Genomic DNA, 19568 nt, shown 5'->3' on the forward strand with positions numbered 1-19568 from the left:
GGGTCCGGGCTTAACGGATCTCAGTCGGCTTCAATGCAGCGACCGAAGACTGGTCCCTGTAGGCAAGCAGCAACACCACGATGATCGTCATGTCCGGCGTTTTTGACGAAAGCGCGTTGTTCGACAGCGCGGCAAGCAAGAACGTTATGGTGCCGATCCATGCGGGCAGCGGCGCCCCGCGCAGCAGCCGGAAGACAAACCAGAATATCAGCGCTGTAAACAGCAGGGCTATGGGCAGGCCGAAGAGCAAGATAATTACCACAGGCGCGCTTTCGATGTAGGGCAGATGCAGCTTCTGCCTGACGATCGCCAGCAGGTCGTCAACGTTCATGCCGAACAGGATGTCGTTCCAGCTGACTAGTCCGAATACCTGGTAAATGGTCACCCGGGCCATGAAGTTTTCGTCGAAGATGGTGTTGCTGAATCGATTCAGCAGACCGCCCGCAAACAGTACAGCTACGAGCACCGCGCCACCGGCGACGGTGAACATCAGTACGAAAAATTTGGCCTGCCGCTCGTATTTGAGCGATAGGCCCGGCCAGGGCACGAACAGTAGCAGAATGAGGATTTCCGCCGTGGCGAGCATCAGCGCAGCGCGAGCGCCTGACGCAGCGCAACCGATGAATAACAGGAAGATCGCCATCACCCGCATCCAGATGCGCCAGTGCGTCAGCGGCACGAATCCAATGCTTGTGGCGCAGAGCGCGCCCAGTGCCAGCGGATGGGACGACAGGCCAGTTGGCCTGAATTGCAGTTCGTTCAAGCCATAGGGCAACAACCGATGTTGAGTCACCGCCTCGATGGTGCCGATGACAGCGCTCAGGACCGCCATTCCAAGCACGACGTCTCCCAACGCCCGCCGCACCTCTGCATTCAATGCCAGCATCAACAGGCCTGTGGCGCCGGCCACCAGATAGGTATCGATGATGAAGCCGGAGGAGCCCGCACGGCCGGTAACGAACAGATAAGGCACCAGCGCGAACATCAGCACCGAATAGCGGATCAACGCCTTGAATATTCCAATTTCATCGCCGTGCAGCAGAAACGGTCGGCTGAAAAGAACGACAGGAAGCAGCAGGATGATCGCATAGGTGCCGAAATGCAGCTTTTCGTAGAACGAGCCTCCCTGGGCCGTATAGTCGACGACCATGTTCATCACCTGCGGCGACACCGTAAAGCGAAGCAGGAGCGCGAACGCCGCGCACAGGAAAAACAGCAGCGACAGCGCGTTCTGACGGCGCGCTCGGCTGGACAACACTCGTTCCGAAGCGGCAGCGGGATAGCTCATGGCCCATCCAAATGGCGATATTCGAACGGCATTCTGGGCAACGAAATCCCTTCAACGTCCGCCGGACGGACGGGGTGTATGAACAGTAAAATGGGCCAACTTGGAAAATAAGATGTTAACGATGTTTCTGTAGAGCAGGCCAAGCGTAATGATTTAACAAGGGTTGTCACCATGTCTGCCGGTTCCGGCACACCCCCTATCCCCGCGACGGCTTCCAACAACAGTGCATTCGAGCGTATCGCCAATGCACGGCGCAGGGCAATGCTGCAACAGCGTGGCCCGGTCGCGGCGCCAAGCTCCGCGCCGGTGACGCCGCAAGCTCCAGAGCCAGTCGCGACGGTGACACTGGACAAGATCGGCGATTTCCTCGAGCTCGATTTTCGACGCCTGTTCGTCTGGCTGCGGGCCGGCCTCGCCCTGGCGTTGATGCTGGCGGTAATCGGCGGCATTGTCGGCGGTGCTTATGCGTTGCTCAGTAAACAGCGTTACACCGTCACGACGGAGGTCCTCATCAACCCATCCAATTTGCAGGTTGTGGAAAACGACCTCTACTCGCAACCGGGTCAGGTCGATAGCCAGTTGCTCAGCACGCGCAGCAAGCAGCGCATCCTGACCTCGGGCAACGTGCTTTCCCGTGTGGTGGACGAACTGAATCTGACTCACGATCCGGAGTTTTTCGATCCGGACCGGAGCACATCCTCGTCCGGCGCTGTGGCGAAGCCCGACCCGAGGCTCATCGCCTTGAAGAACCTGGCGGATCGGGTAGGCGCCATCGCGGACCCGACCTCGTTTGTCACAACCCTCTCGGTATCTGCGGAAACCACCGCCAAGGCGATCCTGATCTCGCAGGCCATAGTCAAAAACTTCCAGGAAGAATTGGCCAAGGCCGAAGCTGCCGGCGCCAGCCGTGCCGCGGCTGCCCTTGACAGCCGGCTTGGCCAACTCAAGAGCGACGTGCAGGCTGCCGAAGAGAAGGTCGAGAGCTACAGGCGCAGCCACAACCTGTCGTCCAGCAACGGCCAACTCGTCAGTTCGCAGACGCTGACGCAGCTCAATGGCGAAATCGTCGATGCGCAATCGCGCGTCATCGCCGCGCAGGCAAGCTATGACGCCCTGGTTGCCTCCGGTATCAATGGAGCCAATCCCGACCCCACGGTTTCGGAGGCACTCGCAGCGCTGCGCGACAGGTCAAACAGCCTGCGGCAGCAGATCGACTCACAGTCAATGACCTTCGGTCCGCGCCACCCGACGATTGTGAGACTCAGGACGGAACTCGAGACCGTCAACTCGCAACTCCGGGCCGAGTTCTCCCGCACCGTCGGCACGGCAAAGGCCAGCCTGGACAAGGCCAGGGCCTCGTTGGCTTCTCTCAACGCCAGGATGAACGATCTGAAAAGCAATGTTTTCACCGACAGCGAGTCCGAAGTCGCCCTGCGTGAACTTGAACGCGATGCCGCCTCCAAGAGAGCCGTCTATGAGAGCTTCCTGTCACGTGCGCGCCAAATCAGCGAGCGCGAGCAGATCGACACCACAAACGTACAGGTGATTTCGACCGCGGTGCCGCCACCAGGGCGCTCATGGCCACCGCGGCCTTCCCTGGTGGCAGGCGCAGGAGCGTTCGCAGGCTTTGCCCTGGGCATGCTGCTGGCCATCGGCATGGGCATCATCCGCGACATGCGCCGGCCGCCGAACCGATCAGGCCTTGCCGCCAGCCGAGCCTGAAGCACAGGGCATGGCGAAGCGCATCGTTTTCCACATCGCCAGCCTGAGGGGCGGCGGCGCCGAACGTGTCTTCGTCCTGATGGCAAATGAACTGGCGTCGCGTGGCCACGAGGTCACGCTTTTTACCTGGAACGCGGAAGGCCCTAACGCCGCGCTGCGCTCCGCCGCCGTGCATCTGGTCGACTTCGGCCTTCTCTTGCGCGGCGAGGGTTACGCCAAGTCGGCGACGCTGAAAGGCATAGTGCGAAGCGCAAATTTGTTCCGCCACCTTGACCCTGATGCGGTCTATAGCGCCCCGGAATTCGCCAATCTGGTGATGGCGCTGTCACTCATGCTGGCTAGAAGCCGGGCAAAATTCTTTCCAAGCTTCCACGCCGCCGCCTCGCTGCCTGCCAGCGGCCTCGGCGCGAGGCTGGCGATCTGGCTTTCCGCGCTGGTTGCAGCGCGTACAACCAAAGCCATCGCCGTTTCGGCGGGTGTCGGCCGTGACATCATCGCCCGCGGTTTCCCCGAATCCAGGGTCGTCGTCATCAACAACCCGCTGTCGCCGGCTGAATCACCGCAGGGGATTTCCTATGCCTGGCAGGCAGCGTTGGCGGCAATGGGCGATGGCCCGGTCATCGCCACCGCCGGGCGCCTGGTGCCGGTCAAGGACCACCGGACTTTGCTGCGGGCCTTCGCTGCCCTGCGTGCCCGCCGCCCTGCCCGGCTTGTCATCTTCGGCGAAGGTCCGCTGGCTGCCGAATTGCACGCCTATGCCGAAGAGACCGGCATCGGCGCGCACGTGCTCTTTGCCGGCTACGTCAACGATCCCGCAGCCTGCTATGCCGCAACCGATCTGTTCGTCCTTACATCCACCAGCGAAGGCTTTGGCAACGTGTTGGTCGAGGCCATGGCTGCAGGTGTCCCCATAATCTCTACCGATGCTCCGCATGGCCCGCGCGAAATACTCGGTGACGGCCGCTTCGGCACCTTGGTGCCGGTCGGTGACGCCGCGGCCCTGGCGAAGGCGATGGCCGAGATGCTGGACCACCCCACCCCTGCTGCCGTGCTGAAAAGCAGGGCGGCGGATTTCGCAGTCGAAAAGATTGGCGATCAGTACGAAGCGTTGCTCTAGTTGTCGGTCACGGCAGCAGGGTCGCGGTTGGATGCGATCTACGTGGTCGAGTGTTGATCGCCGCAAAATCTTCACGGGCCGGGGCGCAACGATTCATGGTGAGGCGTTCCGTCGTTCCTTGAGCTGTTGGGCGAGGAAATCCTTGACCGAATCGAGAACCGCATCCCGTTCATGAGATATGCCTGGCAGCAAATCGAAGCGCACGCGCGCACCCGCCTCCTCGAACGATCGACACAATGCCATGAGGCGTTCCGGCCGTGTTAGCCCCGCATCGTTGGCGCCCGGCATCCAATGGGTGCTGCCTTGGACATGAGTGATTTCCCAAGTCTCCAGGTCAGCGTCGCCGACGATCATCTGGAAAGGCACTTTTGCCAGCGCTGCGGCATCGAAGGTGGTGCCGAACTTCTCCGGCAGATCGCGAATGCCCACCCACCAGTCACGCGTCGGATCGAGCAAGGTCACCGAGCCTGGCGCACCGATTGAGGCCGCCCAGAGCCTGTCGGGATGCAGGATAGCAAAACGATGCGTGAAATGCCCGCCGCCGGAAAATCCGAACATGGCAAAGCGGCTCCAATCCTGACTGTATTTGGCGCTGACCTCCTCAACCATGGCGAGCAGCACCTGATCGTAGCGTATGTTGCCCTCGAGGATATATTTGTACCCGCTGCGGGCATCATCGCCGAGAACGCCGATGGGAAACAGCGGACACAAAACGGCGCAGCCGTTCCAGCGTCCGAACTCGGAAAACGCGTCGCGGAATCCAAGAAAAGAGGTGCGGCCGGTGCCATGGATGGCGACCATCAGATCGACTTTGGCCCCTTCCCCCACTGCGGGAGGGACATACAGGCAATAATGAAAGCGCGGGTCTGATTTGGAAGCAAAGATGGCGGTCGCGCCAAGGTCATAGGTAGCGCGACCGCGATCCGCGACAGACCCCCTCGCAACGCTTGTCAAATCGATAACTCCTTAATACGCCCGGCATTCCGGCAACAATATACCGGTCGGCCGACCTCGTGAACTGGAGACGCCTCCAGGCAGCCGCGAGGAGGACCTCGTCGTGCACCGGAAGCAGGGCGCAGGCGGGACGATCGGAGGCAAAAAGAATGCCTCCGCCAACGCCTCGGGAAGCCGCCATTAACTTTTCGTTAACCATGCCCGGCTAGCCTTAACCAATCAGTAAGGACTCGCCTCTGTGACCTGCGTCGCTCCCATCCAAAACAAGTCCATACGCTTTCGAGCGCGCTCGTTCGTAGCCTTCACCCTCACCCCTGAGGCCCCGTTAGGGGAATGGCTGCAAAGCCTCGATCACTGGACCGAAAACTCTCCCGGCTTCTTTGCCGGCCGTCCAGTCGTGCTCGATCTGAATATGCTCAAGCCCGAGGTGGGCGAGATGCGGGATCTGGTCTCACAGCTCGCGGAGCGCGGGATTCGCATTTACGCGATCGAGGCCGATGGTAATGTTGCTCTCGATGCCGATCTGCCGCCGCTCCTGGTTGGCGCCAAGGAGGCCACCGCTGATGCGCTTTACGTGCAGCCGGACCCGAAGGCCGCCGCTGAGGCCAAGACGGAAGAGCCGCAGGCGCCGAACTCATTGATGATCAAGGCACCGATCCGCTCCGGCCAGTCGATCTTTCACCCCGATGGCGATGTGGTCATTGTCGGCTCTGTCAGTTCCGGATCCGAGATCATCGCCGGAGGATCGATCCACGTCTACGGCACGCTGCGTGGACGTGCGTTCGCCGGCGCCACGGGAAATTCCGCGGCTCGCATCTTTTGCCGGAAAAACGAAGCCGAACTTCTGGCGGTAGACGGCTGGTACCGCACCGCCGAGGAAATGGACGCCTCCTCGCGAGGAAGGCCGGTACAGGCCTTTCTCGAGGACGGCGCACTTTGCGTCGCACCGCTCAACTAACAACATTGGAGGCACAAATTATGGGCAAGGTAGTGGTTGTCACATCCGGCAAGGGGGGTGTCGGCAAGACGACCTCGACGGCCGCTCTCGGCGCCGCGGTCGCGAAAACCGGCAAGCGAGTGGCCCTCGTCGATTTCGACGTCGGCCTGCGCAACCTCGATCTGATCATGGGTGCCGAGCGGCGCGTTGTTTTCGATATCGTCAACGTCATTCAGGGAACCGCCAAACTCTCGCAGGCGCTGATCCGTGACAAACGACTCGAAACGCTGTTCCTGCTGCCCGCCTCGCAAACGCGCGACAAGGATGCCCTCACCGAGGACGGCGTCGCCGATGTCATCGACAAGCTGCGATCGGTTTTCGACTACGTCTTCTGCGACAGCCCGGCCGGCATAGAGCGGGGCGCGCAACTTGCCATGCGCTTTGCCGACGAGGCGGTAATCGTCACCAACCCGGAGGTGAGCTCGGTCCGCGATTCCGATCGCATCATCGGCCTGCTCGACTCCAGGACGATGAAAGCCGAGCAAGGTGAATCGATTGCCAAACACGTGCTCGTCACGCGCTACGACGCTGCGCGCGCTGCCCGCGGCGAGATGCTCAGCATCGATGACGTGCTCGAGATTCTGTCGACGCCTCTGCTGGGAATAATTCCCGAGAGCCAGGACGTGCTGCGCGCATCCAATGTGGGCGCGCCGGTTACGCTCAGCGAAAACACCAACCCCGCCGCACGCGCCTATATCGACGCGGCACGAAGACTCGAGGGCGAGGACCTGCCGGTCATTCTGCCTTTCGAGCGGAGGGGCCTTCTCGACCGGCTGTTGGGAAGGAGGGCAGCATGAACCTGCTCGATATCTTCAAGCGCCGCGGCAGCGCGCCGGTGGCGCGCGAGCGCTTGCAACTGCTGTTGGCTTACGAGCGCCGCAGCCGCAACCAGCCCGATCTCGTCTCCGTGTTGCGCGAGGAGATCATGGCGGTGATCGCCCGGCATGTTCAGGTCGACCAGAATTTCCTGCAGGTGAGCATGGATCACGGCGAAACGACGTCGAGATTGGAGATCGACATCCAGATCCCCAACAAGGTCGCAATGCCCATGGCCGCGGCATTCTAACGGAATCTTCCAGGCAGGGCTTGCGTCGGCTGCTGCCGAGGTTGCGGCGCCGTGGTTGGCGTGCTTGAGCCGGTTGCCACCGGCAAGTCGCGCAACTCGAGGATAATAACCATTTCCTCACCAAAACCCCGCGGCCGTTTCCAGCCGCGGGGCGCTTTGGGAGGGCCTTTCGAAACCCGTGATCAGATGTTGGCGAGCAATTCGTTGACGCGGCTTTCCATGTCGGCAAGGGCGGTGTCGACGTCCTTCTGGCCACTGATTGCTGCGCTCATCTCTTCGCCGATGATGTCCTGGATCGCAAACTGACGCTGTACGGCGGACGGCAGCGGCTTGCCGAGGTCGGCGACCGCAGAGATCGTGTTGCGATGCGGCAGGGCCTTGAAGGCGTCCGAGGTGATGACGGCCTTATAGGCCGGCAGGTGGCCGGTACGCGACCATTCGAAGTCGTTGTCGGCGAAGAACTTCAGGAATTTGCCGATGGCCGCGACCTGTTCAGGCGTGCGGTCTTTCTGCGAAACGGCCCAGGTGTGGCCGTCGGCATACTGCGCGTGGGTGCCGCCAAACAGCTGCGGATACGGATAGACCGCATAGCCGCCCTTGTTGAGCGCCGTTCCCTTGGTCTCGGACTGGGCGTTGTAGTCGCCCACCACCCAGGTGCCGTTGAGGTGGACGCCACCCTCGCCGGCAAGGAAGGCGTTGATCGAGCCGCCATAGTCGAGATCCTTGGTGGTGTAACCCTTATCGAAGATCGCCTTGTACAGCTCGACGACCTTCTTGGCTTCCGGTGTATTCAACTTCACATGCTTCGGATCGGCGAAGAAATCGGAATCCTGCTGGAAAAGATAGGTGTAGAGGTTGCGTGTGTAGAGTGCAGTCTCATTGGCCAGGTTCTGGACGAAATAAGGCTTGCCCGTCTTCTGCTTGAACTGTTCGGCCTGGGCGAGCAGTTCCTCGGGCGACTTTGGAAAAATCGGCGTGCCATCGGCATTGACGAGGCCGGCTTGTTTGAAAAGATCCATGTTGACGTGATAGAGCATCGTCCAGCTGTCGATCGGCAGGCCATAGATCTTGCCGTCTTTGGTGGCGCCATTGTGCGCTGCGTCGGTGAAGGCGTCGGGTGTCACACCGACCGACTTCAAGAGATCGTCGAGCGGCATCAACAGGCCCTTCGACTGATAATCCGACAGTACGGATTCATGGATCGTGACGATGTCCGGAGCGTCACCTGAAGCGAACTGCGCGGTCAGCTGATCATAGCCGGGCCATTCCACGGTGGTGACGTTGACGTGAACATCGGGATTGTCGGCATTGAACTTGTTGATCAGCGAGGTGATGATGCCGCATTCGCCAACGGCCTTGGTGGGATCGGTGTTGGTGCCGAAATCGGCATCGCAGGCGCCGAAAAAGCGCTGCACGCTCAGTTCCGTGGCGGCGAAGCTTGGAGCTGCGAGCATCATTGCGCCCGCAGAAACTGCGGCAAACAGTATTTTCTTCAGTTTCATATCAGTTCCTCCTACTGAGTTTCCGCCGCTCCACCCTGGATTGGCTTTCGTGCTTCAATTGCTGCGCATTCCCCCCGGCCGTCAGGCAATCTTCGTTATCTCACCGCAGCGCCGGAGACCGCCGTGACGATGTATTTCTGGAAGAACAGGTAGACGATCAGGATCGGTGCACCGGCAAACACCGCCTGCGCCATCAGGAAGCCGATGCCTTCGGACTGGGCGAAATTGGTCTGGGTCGAGGCCATGCCGACCGTCAGCGTGAACATGTCCTTCCTCGTCGCCGAAATCAGCGGCCAGAAGTAATCGTTCCAGGCGCCGAGAAAGGTGAAGATGCCGAGCGTTGCCTGCGCAGGCAGCGTGAGCGGCAGAAGCACCTTCCAGAAAATCCTGAGCCGGCTGGCGTTATCGAGCATGGCGGCTTCGTCCAGCTCCTTCGGGATGGCCTTGAAATACTGGGTCATCAGGAAGACACCGAACGGAGCCGAAAGGCCCGGCAGGATGAGCCCTTGATAGGTGTTGTGGAACTTCAGCATGCTGAAGATCTGGTGGCGGGCGACGAGCACGGCCTGCTCCGGGACCGCCAGGCCGAACAGCACAATCACGAACAGCACGTCTCGGCCGGGGAAATTCAGCCGTGCAAAGCCGTAGCCGGCGAGCGACGACAGGATCAACGTGCCGAGCGTCAATCCGCCCGAGACGATGATGCTGTTGCGCACCCAGATGAACACCGACGAGGTGCCGACGGTGTTGATATAATTCTTCAGCGTATAAGGCGCGTGAAACACCGAATTCGGATCGGCCATCAACTCGGCATTGTCCTTGAGCGACAGGCCGATCACCCACAGAACCGGCGCGATCATGACGATCGAAAGCAGGATGACGAGGGCTAATAGCACATGGTCGCCAAATGCCCGTCCCTTGATGGAAGTGGCTGGAGCGCTCATGCCTGGTCTCCCCTGCTGCGTGTCACCAGGTACTGGGCCATGGCCGCAATCAGGATGAGGATGAACAGGATTTCCGATGCAGCGGCGCCCAGGCCGAGATCCCAGCGACGGAATGCGGTATCGTAGATGTAGAGCACGATCGGCTTGGTCAGGTTGTTCGGACCGCCGCGCGTCATCAGCCAGGCTTGGCCGAACAGCTGAAATTGCAGCACGATCTGGATGATGATCACCAGGATGAAGGTCCGCTTGATCGACGGCAGCGTGATCGAGCGTAGCGTCTGCCAGCGATTGGCATTGTCCAGGGCTGCCGCCTCATAAATATCCTGTGGAATCTGCTGCAGCGCCGAGAGAAAGAGCATCATCGGCAGGCCGATGCACCACCAGACGGTGGCAATGGCGATGCCGATCATCGCCAGGCTGGGATCGGAAATGAAGGCCGGTGCGGTCGCGCCGAACCATCCGTAGATCGTCGACAACAGGCCGACATTCGGAATGAAGACGATGCGCCAGATCAGCGTGACGATGGTGACCGACAGCACCGACGAGGAAAAGAACAGCGTCCGCAAAACCGCCGCAGTGCGCGTGCGGCGGTTGAGGCAAAGCGCCAGGAAAAGGCCGATCAGCGCCAGCGTCGGTACCGTCAGAAGCACGAAATAGAAGGTGTTCCAGATCGATTGCAGGAAAACCTTGTCGTGATACAGCCTGGCATAATTGCCGAGACCGACAAAATTTCCGGACGAGAACGTGTCGGCCTTGTGGAAACTCAGCCACATCCCCCAGAGCAGCGGGAAGAGCAGCAGCGTGGTGAAGAAGAACAAGAATGGCGCAACGAAAATGAAGTTTCGCCATTGCGGCGCATAGATGTCGGCAGTACGGGCTCTGACGCCGACAGCCAGCGTCGCGGTCGGGGACATCGCCAGCCGGTCAGCCATCTCAGGCCTCCCTCGCATGCCAGGCGCGGCCGGTCTCGTTGAACAGATGCGATTTCTGGCCGTCAAAGGCGAGCCCGATTCTGTCGCCGACGGCGACGCGGCTGTTGCCGGCATCCGAGCCGACGATCTGCTGGCCATCGCCCAGCCGCGCGTAGATCAGGGTGCGTTCGCCGAGCCGCTCGAGCACATCGACGACGCCGTCGGCATTGCCCTGCCCGGCGGCAACGATGCGCACGTCTTCAGAACGGATGCCGAAAGTGTACTTGCCGTCGGTCAATTGGCTGGAGGCGATCTCGGTCTGCACCGATATGCCGTCCGCAAAGCTGGCCGTGGCGTTCTTGCCCGATCTGTCGAGTGTCGCATCGACGAAGTTCATCGCCGGCGCGCCGACGAAACCCGCGACGAATTTGGTCGCCGGGCGCTCGTAGATCTCCATCGGGGTACCGATCTGGTCGATCTTGCGATTGTTCATGACGACAATGCGGTCGGCGAGCGTCATTGCCTCGACCTGGTCGTGGGTGACGAAGATCATCGTCGATTGCAGCCGCTGGTGAAGCTGGGCAAGCTCGATGCGGGTACGGGTGCGCAACGCCGCATCGAGATTGGAGAGCGGCTCGTCGAACAGAAAGGCCTTCGGCTCCTTGACGATCGCACGGCCGATGGCGACGCGCTGGCGCTGACCGCCGGAGAGCTGGCCCGGCTTGCGATCGAGCAGATGCGGCATTTCCAGGATGCGGGCGGCTTCATTGATGCGCGCCTCGATGACCTTGCCTGGTACGCCGATATTCGCAAGGCCGAAGGCCATGTTGTCGCGCACCGTCATATGCGGATAAAGCGCATAGGATTGGAACACCATCGCAATGCCGCGCTTGCCCGGCGGCAAATGATCGATGCGCTCGTTGTTGATGGCAATCTCGCCGCTATCGACAGCTTCGAGCCCGGCGATCATTCGAAGAAGCGTCGATTTTCCGCAGCCGGACGGGCCCAGGAACACGATGAATTCGCGTGCCCTTATGGAGAGCGACAGATGGTCCAGCACCGTCATGGCACCGAACTGCTTGCTCACGTTCCTGATCTCGATATCGGCCGTCACGTCGACGCTCCTCCTCAGCGTTTGCGCTTTCTCGATGATCCGCCTGAACTCAGAGCCTCAGGCGTATGACCTGGTAGGAATACGCCGGCAGCGACAGGCTCAGCTTGCCGCCGGCGAGCGAGGCGCCCTCACCTTTCCTGGGGCCGACATTGCCAGGGTTTTCGGCCGAATTGACGGCTTTCAGATCGGCGTGTGCCATCACCTGGTGATCGACGATCTCCGCCGCGCCGAAGCCGGTGAGGTCGACCACTGTTTCGATTGCCTCGCTCGAATGGCGGTTGACGGCGAAGAAGGTGACGTGGCCGGTTTGCCTGTCGTGCACGCCGGCAACGTCGACATAGGCGACGTCGCCCGCAACGCTGGATTTGTAGGTCGGGCTTTCCACCTTGAGATCCAGCGCATTGCCGCGGCCATAGTTAGAAGCAAACAGATAGGGATAAAAAATCGTCTGCCGCCATGCCGGGCCATTCGGAACGGTCATGATCGGCGCGATGACATTGATCAGTTGTGCCAGGCAGGCGATCTTGACGACATCGGAACGGCGGATGAAGGTGTTGAGGATCAGGCCGACCTGCAGCACATCCTCGAAATTATAGATGTCTTCGAGCAACGGCGGGGCGAACGGCCAGCCGTTGCTGCCGCCGAGTATCTTCCTGTCCTGCTCCTTGGAATGGTACCAGACGTTCCATTCGTCGAACGAGATGTAGACCTGCTTGTTGGAGCGCTTCTTGGCCTTGATATAGTCGATGACGCCGGCCACCGAGACAATGTAGTCGTCGAGCTTTTCGCTCATCGCGAGATAGTTCGGAGCGTCGTTGGCTTCGTTATCGAAATACATGTGCAGCGAGATGTAGTCGACCTCGTTGTAGGTATGGTCGAGAACCGTCGCTTCCCATTCAGGGTAGGTCGGCATCTTGGCATTCGAAGAGCCGCAGACCACCAGCTCGAGTGACTTGGAGAAGGCGCGCATGGCCTTGGCCGTCTCATGCGCCAGGCGGCCATACTCATCCGCGGTCTTGTGGCCGATCTGCCAGGGGCCATCCATTTCATTGCCGAGGCACCAGAGCTTGACGTCGAAGGGCTCCTTGCGGCCGTTGGCGATGCGCCTGTCGCTCCATTTGCTGCCGCCGGGATGGTTGGCGTACTCCAGCAGGTTGCGGGCTTCGTCTAGGCCGCGCGAGCCGAGATTGACGGCAAGCATCATCTCGGTGTTGGCGGAGGTGCACCAATCGGCAAATTCATGCAGGCCGACTTCGTTGCTTTCCGATGTGTGCCAGGCGAGGTCGAGGCGGACCGGGCGCTGTTCCTTGGGGCCAATGCCGTCTTCCCAATTGTAGGCCGAGACGAAATTGCCGCCGGGATAGCGGACGATCGGAACATTGAGTTCCCTGACGAGATCGATGACGTCCTGCCTCATGCCGTTGGCATCCGCTGTCGGATGGCCCGGCTCGTAGATGCCGGTGTAAACTGCTCGCCCCAGATGCTCGATGAAGGATCCGTAGAGCCTCGGATCGATTTCCGAGACAACATAATGCGGATGAGCCGTAACGGCTGCCTTCATGCATTCCTCCCATCGATATCACAAACGATGATTTAAATCATCTTGCCCGATATCAAAGCGGGATTGGCAGCCCTTCGTCAAGCCAAAATACCCAAATGTAGGACAATTAGACGAACGCTTTGGCACGGCAGAAAGCCAGCTAGTTGAAATTGCTGCGTTATCTTCAGAACCCGGTTTCATGATATCAACCAGTTTTGATCCTGAGCAGGATGTCCTGATCGTAATTTCCAAAGCCCTTGCCGAAAATGTTGATCCCGCCGGGGCGCTTGGCGTCGTCCTTGACGCCGATACGGACGCGGATTGAATGATGGCTCTTCAGATCGAGTGCGGCGAGGCCGGTTTCTGAAATCCTGAGGCCGTCGACATAGGTGCCGTCATTGGCAATTCGCCAGTTCTTCAGCTTGCCGTATTGCGAGCCCTTGAGCTTCCACCAGGAGGGCGTGAAGACGCCGCGCTTGTCGCCGAAATCCCCTGGCGACGTCCAGGTGCCGACATCGACGCCATTGATCGTCAGCGTGATGTCCGAGGGCCAATCGGCGCTGGTGCCCGGCACTTCCGAGGACAGCTCTATCGCCACTTCGAGTCCGGTGATCTCGGCATTGGCGAGCTTGGCATTGTTGGGGAACTGGTATTCGACAAAACCGCGCGTGAACCATAGCAGACCGGCTTTCATGCGGTCCGGATCGAGGAAAGTGTTGGGAACATCTAGCAGGCCGATGATGCCGTCCGGCGAGCAAAGGCCGCAGGGTGCGGTAACCTCGAAGCTGGTGTAAAGCCCGATCGGCATCGACACTTCGATCGCGTCGTTCTTGACCGCACGATATTCGCTCTTGAACACGACGAGCACTTCTTCGGCCGTCGGATAACAGATTTTCTGACTGCCCTTCTTCGCTTTCAGGTTCTCGGTGCGGATCAGCCCCGCATCCTCCAGCACCTGGATGTTGGTTGAGACGGTCGACTGCGGCAGCGACAGCACGGCGGCGATTTCGTTGACATTCATCGGCCCCTTCTCATGCAGCAGTTTCAGCATCGAGATCCGCGCCGAGGAGGCAAGCCCCTTGAGCACCGCAATGCCTTCCTCAGGTTCTATCACCAGAAAATTGCGACTCATGAAATTGCCCGACCTATGCAAAATCTATATCCGAAATTATCCTGTATATCGGGATATCTGATTTAATCAATGCGCAGGCAGGACGCCGAGCAATTTGTTGAATCCAGCAAGGCCGGTGGTCGTACGGTGGCCCTGCACAGAATTTGTGCAGGAGCCATATGCAGAGTGGACACCTGAACGCCTATCGCCCAATCTAGTCCGGAGCCGAGCCCGGTGATGGCGGCTTGCACTTTAACCGGTTGGACGGATCGTGACCAAAGGGTGGAAATTATACGATCAGCGACTGGCCTGGGTCCTCGTCGCGCCTGCGCTTTTGCTGCTCACCCTGCTTCTGCTGCTGCCAATCGCGATGATGACGGTCTACACATTTTTCACCTTCGTCACCGCGGGGGTGGAGTCGGCGGTGCTGACCTTCGACAACTGGAAGGAATTCCTCACCGATAGTTACTATCACGGCTTTCTTTGGAAGACCGTTCGCGTCGGCGCCATCACCGCTGTGATCTGCGCGATCCTTGGTTATTTCCCCGCCTATTTCATCTGGGCCACGACCTTCAGGCACAAATGGCTGCTGTTGCTGCTGCTCATCGTGCCGTTCTGGATCAGCTTCACTATCCGGACGTTCTCGTGGATCCATATTCTCGGCGAACAGGGGCTGATCAACGTCGCGCTCATCAGGCTGGGGGTCATCAACGAGCCGTTGCCGATGCTCTACACCGAGGGCGCCGTCATCATGGGGCTGCTGCATTTTCTGCTGCCCTATATGATCCTGAACATCTATGTCAGCCTGGAAAGTATCGACCGCACGCTGATCGCCGCCGCCCGCTCGATGGGCTGTACCAGCGCGCAGGCGTTCCGCGAAGTGACCCTGCCGCTATCGATGCCGGGGCTGGGCGCCGGGCTGCTGCTCTGCTTCGTGCTGGCGGCCGGCTCCTACGTGACGCCGCAGCTGCTCGGCGGCAGCCGCGATGCGCTGTTCGGCAACCTGATCTACGATACCATCATGGGGCAGCTCAATTGGCCGATGGGCGCCACGCTTTCCATCGTCCTGTTCGTCCTGCTCGGCGCGGCCGCGGCCGCCTACAGCCGCTATATGGGCCTATCGCAGATCATGAAGGGCCTCAGTGCATGAGAGCGGATCATCCCGATCGCGAAGGCAGATGGGCGTGGCGGCTGACCGGCGCGATCACGGTATGCGTCTACGTCTTTATGTTTGCGCCGATCCTCGCCACGATCGTGCTTTCCTTCAACGCCTCGATGTTCGGCGGCTTTCCCCTTACCGGCTTCAGCCTGCGATGGTATGAGAAGCTGCTCACCAACGAGCCGGTTCTCGACGCCTTCAGGACATCGATGTGGATTGCCCTGGTGACGGCAACGGTGACGACGCTGCTCGGCATCATGGCGGCATTGGCGCTGGTGCGCTTCGAGTTCCGTGGCAAGCAGGCGATCAACACGCTTGTCATTCTTCCCGCGCTGGTCCCCGAAACGATACTCGGCGTCGGCCTGCTGGTCATGATCAAAGCCGTCGACCAGCCGCGCAGCATGACGCTGCTGGTGCTCGGCCACATTCTGCTCACGCTCCCCTACGTGGTGCTGATCGTCCAGGCGCGTATGGTCGGCATAAAACGTTCCTATGAGGAGGCGGCGCTTTCGCTCGGGGCGCCGCGTGTGTCGACATTCCGCGAGATCACGCTGCCGCTGCTCATTCCCGCAGTGCTTGCCAGTGTTCTGCTCGCTTTCACCATTTCGTTCGACAACACCTCGGCCAGCCTGTTCTGGCGGCCGGCGGGCGTCGAGACCATGCCGACGCAAATCCTTTCGATGCTGAAGATCTCGATCAGCCCCGAGGTGAACGCGCTCGGGACCGTCATGATCCTTTTGACGGTCGGCATTCCCTTGGCTGGCGGGCTCATCCTGCAAAGCCTCACCTGGTTCAAGGCAGGCAAGTGAAAATGAAAATGGGAGAATGGAAATGAAACTGACAACCACCAAACGACTGGAACGGCTCAACGAACGCTATGCCAATGGCGACATCAGCCGGCGATCATTCCTGACCCTGACGGCCGCCGCTGCCGCCGCCACCGGGCTTTCCATGCCCTGGACGGGTCGGGCGCTGGCCGCGGTTTCGGAAGTGCGCTTCGACGGATGGGGCGGCGTGGTGCAGGAGGCGATCGATAAGTACGCGTTCCAGCCTTACACCGCCAAGTCCAAGGTCAAGGTCGTCCAGGGCACCTTTGGCGACGAGAACGAGATCATCACCAAGATCAAGACGTCGAAGCCGGGCGACTTCCAGATCGTCCATTCTTCCGGCGTGAACTACTACATCAAATACGTCAATGGCGGTTTCAATTCGGAGATAAACGAGGCGAACATTCCGAACATGGCGAATGTGCTGACCGCCATGATCGAGCCATTCCGCAAGATCACGCCGAAGCTGTCGGCAGTGCCATATGATTACGGCACCACCGGCATCGCCTACAACAACAAGGTCATCTCGCCGGAGGAAGCCAAGGAAAAGGGCGCCAACCTGCTTACCGACACGAAATATGCTGGCAAGATCGGCGGCTACGCCGATATGACGACGCGCGTCTGGTATGCGGCGCTGCAGACGAAACAAGACCCCAACAACATCCAGGACATGGATGCGGTCTGGGCCAAAGTTCGCGAGACCCGCGACCTGGCCAAGAAGTTCTGGAGTTCCGGCGCGGAACTCATGGACCTCCTGTCGCGCAACGAGATCGTCGTCACCGACGCCTGGTCAGGACGTGTCGCCGCCCTGCAGCAGCAGGGCCAGCCGATCGGCTATCTCGACCCTGCCGGCTCATACGCATGGATGGAGGACATGCTGGTGCTCAAGGGTTCGCCCATGGCCGAATGCGAGGAGCTGATCAACTTCATGCTGGATCCGGCCACGTCGATCGCCGTCGCCGAGGGCCAGAACTATCCGCCATCGCTTGACCCGACCAAGGTGAAGCTGACCGACAAGATCGCGGCACTTCCGGCCTTCGACCCGACCGGATCGATGAAGTCGCTGACCTTCGCCGATCCGCTCTACTGGGCGAAGAACGAAGACGCCTGGACCAAGCAATGGGACAGGGTGTCGAAAGGTGCATGACGACAACAGCCACGACCATCAGCCCCGGCCGGCTTCGGCCGGGGCTGATGGCGACCCGCTCGCCCAGAGCGAGAGGCAGCAGCCTATAGAAAAGCCTGCGGTCGAGTTTCGCGACATCGATATTTTCTACGGCAAGTTCGCCGCTGTGCGCGATTTTTCACTGGCGATCCGCAAGGGTAGTTTCGTCACCTTGCTGGGGCCGTCCGGGTGCGGCAAGACGACGATCCTGCGATCGATCGCGGGCCTGGTCGACATCTCCGGTGGCCAGATCTCGATCGGCGGAAAGCGGGTCGACGACATCCCGATCTACAAGCGCAACATTGGTCTGGTGTTCCAGAACTACGCGCTCTTTCCGCACAAGAACGTCTTCGACAACGTCGCATTCGGCCTGAAACACCGGAACGTGCCGAAACCGGAAATCGTGCGCCGGGTCAAGAAGGCGCTGGATATGGTGCGGCTGCCCGGCAGTGAGACAAAGCTGCCGTCACAGCTTTCGGGCGGCCAGCAGCAACGCATCGCACTGGCCCGCGCCATCGTCTTCGAGCCGGAAGTGCTGCTGCTGGACGAGCCCTTGTCGGCGCTCGATGCCAATATGCGCGAGGACATGCGCGTCGAGATCAAGAAAATCCAGAGGGAGACGGGCATCACCGCTATCTTCGTGACGCACGACCAGGAAGAAGCCTTGTCGATGTCCGACCATATCGTTGTAATGAACGCCGGCCTGATCGAGCAGATCGGCTCCCCCGCGCAGGTCTATGACCAGCCGGCCACCGCATTCGTGGCCAATTTCCTTGGCAAGGCCAACATGCTGCCCGGCAGCGTGACAGTGATAGACGGCAAGATGGCAACGATCGCGCTGGCCAGCGGCCATGTGGTAAAAGCAGCCGCGCCGAAGGCGCTCGCGATTGGCAGCGCGGTCACCGTCGTCGTTCGCCCGCAGAAGCTCACCGTCGGTACATCAGGTGCTGCCAACAGGCTGGCGGGACGGATCGTCTCGACCTCCTATCTCGGCGGCAATGCGGTCTACGAGATCGACATCGGCGCCGGCACGCTGGTGCGCGCCAACACGCTGATCGATGGCCAGCCGCTGCGTGAAGGCGAAACGGTCGATGTCTGCTTCGATCCGCTGGGCTGCGTGCTTCTCGACGCGCAAGGTTTACGCATCGCATAGCGAGGCGGAACCGAGCCGTTCAGTCTTTCGCGTCACCCTTTGGTCCGAGAAACCGCGCATAGAACTCACCGACAATACCGCGCCGGAAAACCAGCACGCAGACCATGAAGGTCAGGCCGGTGGCGATGGTCACCGGAAAATTGGAGGTGGCGAGCGTGTTTTCCAGGCCGACGACCAGACTGGCGCCGATGATCGGCCCGACCATGGTGCCGATGCCGCCGAGGAGCGTCATCAGGATCACCTCGCCCGACATCTGCCAGGTGACGTCGGTGAGTGTGGCAAACTGAAAAACGATCGCCTTGAGCGCACCGGCCAGCCCGGCCAATGTTGCCGACATGACGAAAGCCGCCAGCTTGTAGTTGGCGACGGAATACCCCAGCGAAATGGCCCGGCTCTCGTTTTCCCGGATGGAACGCAGGATCATGCCGAAAGGCGAGTTGATGATGCGCCAGATGGCGAACACGCCGATCAGGAAGACCACCAGCACGAAATAATAGATGTTGATCGAGACGTTCAGGTCGAGCATTCCAAGTAGCCTGCCGCGCGGCACGCCCTGGATGCCGTCCTCACCTCCGGTGAGCGGCGCCTGCACGCAGAAGAAGAAAAACATCTGCGACAGCGCCAGCGTGATCATGGCGAAATAGATGCCTTGCCGGCGGATGGCAAAGAAGCCCATCACAAGGCCGAGCAGCGCGGCTCCCAGGACACCGAGCAGGATGCCCGCTTCCGGCGGCCAGCCCCAGACCTTGACCGCGTATGCGGTAAAATAGGCCGCCCCGCCGAAGAATGTCGCGTGGCCGAAGGACAACAGCCCGGTGTAGCCGAGCAGAAGGTTGAACGCGCAGGCAAACAGCGCAAAGCACAGCATCTTCATCAGGAAGATCGGATAGACGAAGAAAGGCGCCACCAGCAGCGCCAGGATGCCGAGCCCCACCAGCGTCCATTCAAGCCATACCGAACTTTTGCCGCGCGTCTCGCGAAGTGAGAGTTCGGCCATC

18 protein-coding genes are annotated in these 19568 nt (G+C 60.4%); 9 read left to right on the forward strand and 9 right to left on the reverse strand.

What is annotated here, in order from left to right:
• Positions 1-10: 10 nt before the first annotated feature.
• Complete coding sequence (locus NKJ46_RS03505; RefSeq protein WP_352661932.1) at positions 11-1288, reverse strand: VpsF family polysaccharide biosynthesis protein; 1278 nt, start codon at positions 1286-1288, stop codon at positions 11-13.
• 171 nt (positions 1289-1459) lie between these two features.
• Here NKJ46_RS03505 and NKJ46_RS03510 point away from each other — a divergent pair, with 171 nt between their 5' ends.
• The gene (locus NKJ46_RS03510) at positions 1460-3010 is read left to right on the forward strand and encodes a GumC family protein (protein ID WP_352661935.1); all 1551 of its coding nucleotides are present in this window, start codon (positions 1460-1462) and stop codon (positions 3008-3010) included.
• 10 nt (positions 3011-3020) lie between these two features.
• A complete protein-coding gene (locus NKJ46_RS03515; protein ID WP_352661938.1) occupies positions 3021-4127 on the forward strand; it encodes a glycosyltransferase in 1107 nt (368 codons plus the stop codon).
• Between the two features lie 93 nt (positions 4128-4220).
• Here the strand turns inward: NKJ46_RS03515 and NKJ46_RS03520 are convergent, their stop codons facing one another.
• Positions 4221-5081, reverse strand: coding sequence for an alpha/beta hydrolase (locus tag NKJ46_RS03520; RefSeq protein ID WP_352661941.1), 861 nt, complete (start codon positions 5079-5081; stop codon positions 4221-4223).
• A 238-nt stretch (positions 5082-5319) separates the two neighbouring features.
• Here NKJ46_RS03520 and minC point away from each other — a divergent pair, with 238 nt between their 5' ends.
• The 3 genes from minC to minE are packed head-to-tail and all read left to right on the forward strand — an operon-like array spanning position 5320 to position 7144.
• Positions 5320-6039, forward strand: coding sequence for a septum site-determining protein MinC (gene minC / locus NKJ46_RS03525; RefSeq protein WP_352661944.1), 720 nt, complete (start codon positions 5320-5322; stop codon positions 6037-6039).
• A 20-nt stretch (positions 6040-6059) separates the two neighbouring features.
• On the forward strand, positions 6060-6875 hold the full coding sequence (gene minD, locus NKJ46_RS03530; protein ID WP_352661947.1) for a septum site-determining protein MinD: 816 nt from the start codon (positions 6060-6062) through the stop codon (positions 6873-6875).
• The gene (gene minE / locus NKJ46_RS03535; protein WP_352661950.1) at positions 6872-7144 is read left to right on the forward strand and encodes a cell division topological specificity factor MinE; all 273 of its coding nucleotides are present in this window, start codon (positions 6872-6874) and stop codon (positions 7142-7144) included. Before minD ends, minE begins: the two co-directional genes overlap by 4 nt.
• Before the next feature lie 182 nt (positions 7145-7326).
• On the opposite strand, the gene NKJ46_RS03540 is transcribed toward minE, so the two are convergent.
• The 6 genes from NKJ46_RS03540 to NKJ46_RS03565 all read right to left on the reverse strand — a co-directional run bounded on the left by NKJ46_RS03540 (position 7327) and on the right by NKJ46_RS03565 (position 14287).
• Positions 7327-8646, reverse strand: coding sequence for an ABC transporter substrate-binding protein (locus NKJ46_RS03540; protein WP_352661953.1), 1320 nt, complete (start codon positions 8644-8646; stop codon positions 7327-7329).
• A 95-nt stretch (positions 8647-8741) separates the two neighbouring features.
• Positions 8742-9590, reverse strand: coding sequence for a carbohydrate ABC transporter permease (locus tag NKJ46_RS03545; protein WP_292653774.1), 849 nt, complete (start codon positions 9588-9590; stop codon positions 8742-8744).
• A complete protein-coding gene (locus NKJ46_RS03550) occupies positions 9587-10504 on the reverse strand; it encodes a carbohydrate ABC transporter permease (protein WP_502903356.1) in 918 nt (305 codons plus the stop codon). Before NKJ46_RS03550 ends, NKJ46_RS03545 begins: the two co-directional genes overlap by 4 nt.
• 19 nt (positions 10505-10523) lie before the next feature.
• On the reverse strand, positions 10524-11615 hold the full coding sequence (locus NKJ46_RS03555) for an ABC transporter ATP-binding protein (RefSeq protein WP_352661959.1): 1092 nt from the start codon (positions 11613-11615) through the stop codon (positions 10524-10526).
• A gap of 49 nt (positions 11616-11664) precedes the next feature.
• Positions 11665-13176: an arabinosylfuranosidase ArfA gene (gene arfA, locus NKJ46_RS03560; RefSeq protein ID WP_352661962.1), complete on the reverse strand. Its 1512-nt coding sequence runs from the start codon at positions 13174-13176 to the stop codon at positions 11665-11667.
• A 184-nt stretch (positions 13177-13360) separates the two neighbouring features.
• Positions 13361-14287 carry an ArsR/SmtB family transcription factor gene (locus NKJ46_RS03565; RefSeq protein WP_352661965.1) on the reverse strand — a complete coding sequence of 309 codons (927 nt, stop codon included), beginning with the start codon at positions 14285-14287 and terminating at the stop codon, positions 13361-13363.
• A gap of 250 nt (positions 14288-14537) precedes the next feature.
• Here NKJ46_RS03565 and NKJ46_RS03570 point away from each other — a divergent pair, with 250 nt between their 5' ends.
• The 4 genes from NKJ46_RS03570 to NKJ46_RS03585 are packed head-to-tail and all read left to right on the forward strand — an operon-like array spanning position 14538 to position 18570.
• The gene (locus NKJ46_RS03570) at positions 14538-15416 is read left to right on the forward strand and encodes an ABC transporter permease (protein ID WP_352661967.1); all 879 of its coding nucleotides are present in this window, start codon (positions 14538-14540) and stop codon (positions 15414-15416) included.
• Positions 15413-16234 (forward strand): ABC transporter permease, encoded by an 822-nt coding sequence (locus tag NKJ46_RS03575; protein ID WP_352661970.1) that lies wholly within the window; start codon positions 15413-15415, stop codon positions 16232-16234. The genes NKJ46_RS03570 and NKJ46_RS03575 overlap by 4 nt, the downstream gene beginning before the upstream one ends.
• A 22-nt stretch (positions 16235-16256) precedes the next feature.
• Positions 16257-17399 carry an extracellular solute-binding protein gene (locus NKJ46_RS03580; RefSeq protein ID WP_352661973.1) on the forward strand — a complete coding sequence of 381 codons (1143 nt, stop codon included), beginning with the start codon at positions 16257-16259 and terminating at the stop codon, positions 17397-17399.
• Positions 17392-18570 carry an ABC transporter ATP-binding protein gene (locus NKJ46_RS03585; RefSeq protein WP_352661976.1) on the forward strand — a complete coding sequence of 393 codons (1179 nt, stop codon included), beginning with the start codon at positions 17392-17394 and terminating at the stop codon, positions 18568-18570. Before NKJ46_RS03580 ends, NKJ46_RS03585 begins: the two co-directional genes overlap by 8 nt.
• 19 nt (positions 18571-18589) lie before the next feature.
• On the opposite strand, the gene NKJ46_RS03590 is transcribed toward NKJ46_RS03585, so the two are convergent.
• Positions 18590-19567 (reverse strand): branched-chain amino acid ABC transporter permease, encoded by a 978-nt coding sequence (locus tag NKJ46_RS03590; protein WP_352661978.1) that lies wholly within the window; start codon positions 19565-19567, stop codon positions 18590-18592.
• Position 19568: the final 1 nt, after the last annotated feature.

The sequence above is a fragment of the Mesorhizobium sp. M0166 genome (assembly GCF_040322255.1).
In the GTDB taxonomy this organism is placed as follows: Bacteria; Pseudomonadota; Alphaproteobacteria; order Rhizobiales; family Rhizobiaceae; genus Mesorhizobium.